The sequence below is a fragment of the Sulfurimonas sp. genome (genome assembly GCF_028694895.1).
Classification (GTDB): Bacteria; Campylobacterota; Campylobacteria; order Campylobacterales; family Sulfurimonadaceae; genus Sulfurimonas.
This window is the reverse complement of sequence record NZ_JAQVKA010000149.1, coordinates 1-2,939: the sequence shown is the minus strand read 5'-3', so window position 1 is coordinate 2,939 and position 2,939 is coordinate 1. Positions and strand designations below refer to the sequence as shown.

Here is a 2,939-nt window from a genome sequence, read left to right as displayed (position 1 = left end):
AACATCTACATCTCCTTTTATTTTTTGGATTGTTTTTGTAGTACTTTTCCCATCTACAAAATCAACCAACTTTAGTTCATGAGCAAACTCTGTTCCGATGACACTTTTACCTTCGTAATCGCCACCCTTAACAAGTGTATCTGGTTTTATCATCTTTATAAGCTCATAAGGTGTATCTTCTTCAAAAGGAACAACAAAATCAACCGCTTCAAGAGCTGCTAAGAGGTAAGCTCTATCTTCTGCAATGTTTACAGGTCTACTTGGACCTTTTAACCTTGAGACTGAAGCATCAGAGTTTAGACCTACTATTAAAACATCACCAAAACTCTTAGCAATCTGCAAATATTTTACATGTCCGACATGTAAAATATCAAAACACCCATTTGTAAAAACAACTTTTTTCCCACTATCTTTATAACGCTTTACAACTGTTTGTATCTCTTCAAAGCTCTTTATATGGGCATCAGAAGTACTTTTATGTAGAGTTGCTTCATACTCCTCTATCTCGCCTAATGTAACAGTTGCAGAGCCTATCTTGCCAACCACAACGCCAGCTGCAAGGTTTGCAAATTTTGCACTCTCTTCTATATTTTTACCAGCACTTATTGCAAAAGCTATTGAAGCGATAACAGTATCTCCAGCTCCCGTAACATCAAAAACTTCTTTGGCTACTGTTGGAAAGAGTTTCATCTCATCATCATAAGTAGCAATTCCATCTTCAGAGAGAGTGATAAGTGAAATTGTTAGATTTGCATCTTTTTTCATCTTTAAAAGTGCCTCTCTAAGGCTCTCTTTATCTTTTATATCTATTTTTGTAGCTTGTATTGCCTCTTTTTTATTTGGCGTCAGTAGATACGCACCACTATATTTACTATAGTCACTCCCTTTTGGATCTACTAAAACTTTTACACTTTTTTTATTGCATATAGAGATAACTTCTTTACAAAACTCTTTAGTTAAAACACCTTTTCCATAATCTGACAATATAACAGCGTCATAATTACAAACAGTGCTAATTAATGAGTTTAAAAGAGTATCTGTAGAAGATTTACTGATCTCTTCCTTGCTCTCTTTATCATATCTTAGTATCTGCTGTGAAGCGGCTATTACACGGCTTTTCTTAGATGTTTTTCTTCCATCTTGAATCACTATATTGCTAACATCTACATCAATCTCTTTTAATAGACTAATTAACTCAACTCCATTATCATCGTTACCTATAACGCTACAAACACTCACTCTTGCACCAAGAGTTACAAGGTTGCTAACTACATTCCCAGCGCCGCCAAGCACGGTTGTTTCTTTAGCAATATCAACAACTTGAACAGGAGCTTCAGGCGAAATTCTCTCACAACTCCCCCATAAATAGTGATCTATCATCAAATCACCAATAACTAAAATATTTGGAGTAAAATTTTTTAGTTTATTCATTTTTTCACTTCTTCATTATAAACTCTTCTAATTTCCTCAACGTAAGCCTTAATGCCATCTTCCATCTCAAATCTAGGCTTATATCCTAACACCTCTCTACTCGAAGCAATATCAGCTTCTGTGTGAAACTGATAACTTCCAATAAATGGGTTTACAATATACTCACATACGAGATTAGTTCCAAGTTCACGTTGTAAAATATCTACTATATCTTGAAAACTTCTTGGCACTCCTGTTCCTACATTAAAAATTCCACTTGACTTTGGATTCATTGCTTTAATGTTTGCAGCAATGACATCTTCTATATATATGAAATCACGAAGGATTTTATCACTATCTTCAAAAAGGCGTGGATTTTTACCAGAGAGTATCTGATGGCCAAACTGTAAAACCATAGATGCAGTAGAGTTTTTAAAATACTCTCTTGGGCCATAAACATTAAAATATCTAAGACCTACTATTGAAATATTGCTTTTTTTCATATACTCACGACTTAAATTATCCATACAAAGCTTAGAAAATCCGTAAACATTTTGTGGTGCTTCACGCCCTACTCTTTGAGGCGATGGCGCATTTCCGTAGGTTGCAGCTGAAGAAGCATAAATCATATTTGCTCCATGTTTTTGAGCAAGATGAAGTAGGTCTGCATAAGCGTTGACATTTGTTTTTATCATCAGATCTTGCTCTTGCGCCGTTGTATCGGAGATAGCAGCTTCATGAAAAATGTAATCAAATTTATAGTTTTTCTCTAAACTTTGGAGTAGTACCTTGTCATTTATATCGCCACTTATTACCTCACCCAAAAAACCTATCAAATTTTTAAAATGTCCAAAGCTTTTAAGATTACCATTTGATAGTGTCTCTTGATTTCTAAAACTATCTAAAATAACCACTTTGGCATCTGGATGATTCTCTTGAAAATAGAACGCTAAATTTGAACCAATAAATCCAGCACCCCCTGTTATAAGGATTGTTTTATCTTTTAAATCATCATCAATATATCTCATTTTTGCACCATAGCTTCTAAAATTTAACAAAATAATAACAGATAAACTATTAACATGTATTTAAGAGTAAAATTACTATAATTTGGCCGAAATTAAAAATCAAAGGGATTAAAATGAAAAAAATTGTATTATCAATTGTTGCTTTAACTGCTTCAACTGCTCTAATGGCAGCTGTAAACGCTGGTGCATGTCAAGGATGTCACGGTGCAGATTGGACTAAACCTGCTTTAGGAAAATCTAAAGATGTTGCCCTTATGACTCATGCTGAAATTGCTACTGCACTAAAAGGGTACAAAGATGGAACTTACGGCGGACCAATGAAAGGTCTTATGAAAGGCCAAGTAGCTAAGTATTCTGACGCTGAATTAGAAGAATTTGCACAAACTATTGGTAAATAATTTATCTGAATTGCCTCTTTAGGCAATTCACTTCTCTACTCTACTCTGGTCTATAATCTTTTTTTAACTTTTCTTTTTTTTGCTCTCTTTTTATAGCATCATT

The 2,939-nt window shown here is 34.2% G+C and carries 3 protein-coding genes; 1 reads left to right on the top strand and 2 read right to left on the bottom strand.

The window, feature by feature from the left end; all coding sequences use genetic code 11:
• Positions 1–1,431: D-glycero-beta-D-manno-heptose-7-phosphate kinase (gene rfaE1 / locus PHI38_RS10070; protein ID WP_299855730.1), on the bottom strand; the 1,431-nt coding region annotated here is incomplete at its 3' end.
• Positions 1,428–2,438 (bottom strand): ADP-glyceromanno-heptose 6-epimerase, encoded by a 1,011-nt coding sequence (gene rfaD, locus PHI38_RS10065; protein WP_299855729.1) that lies wholly within the window; start codon positions 2,436–2,438, stop codon positions 1,428–1,430. The genes rfaD and rfaE1, both read right to left, overlap by 4 nt.
• 113 nt (positions 2,439–2,551) lie before the next feature.
• On the opposite strand from rfaD, the gene PHI38_RS10060 reads away from it, so the two are divergent.
• Positions 2,552–2,836 carry a cytochrome C gene (locus tag PHI38_RS10060; protein WP_299855728.1) on the top strand — a complete coding sequence of 95 codons (285 nt, stop codon included), beginning with the start codon at positions 2,552–2,554 and terminating at the stop codon, positions 2,834–2,836.
• The last annotated feature ends 103 nt before the right edge of the window (positions 2,837–2,939 follow it).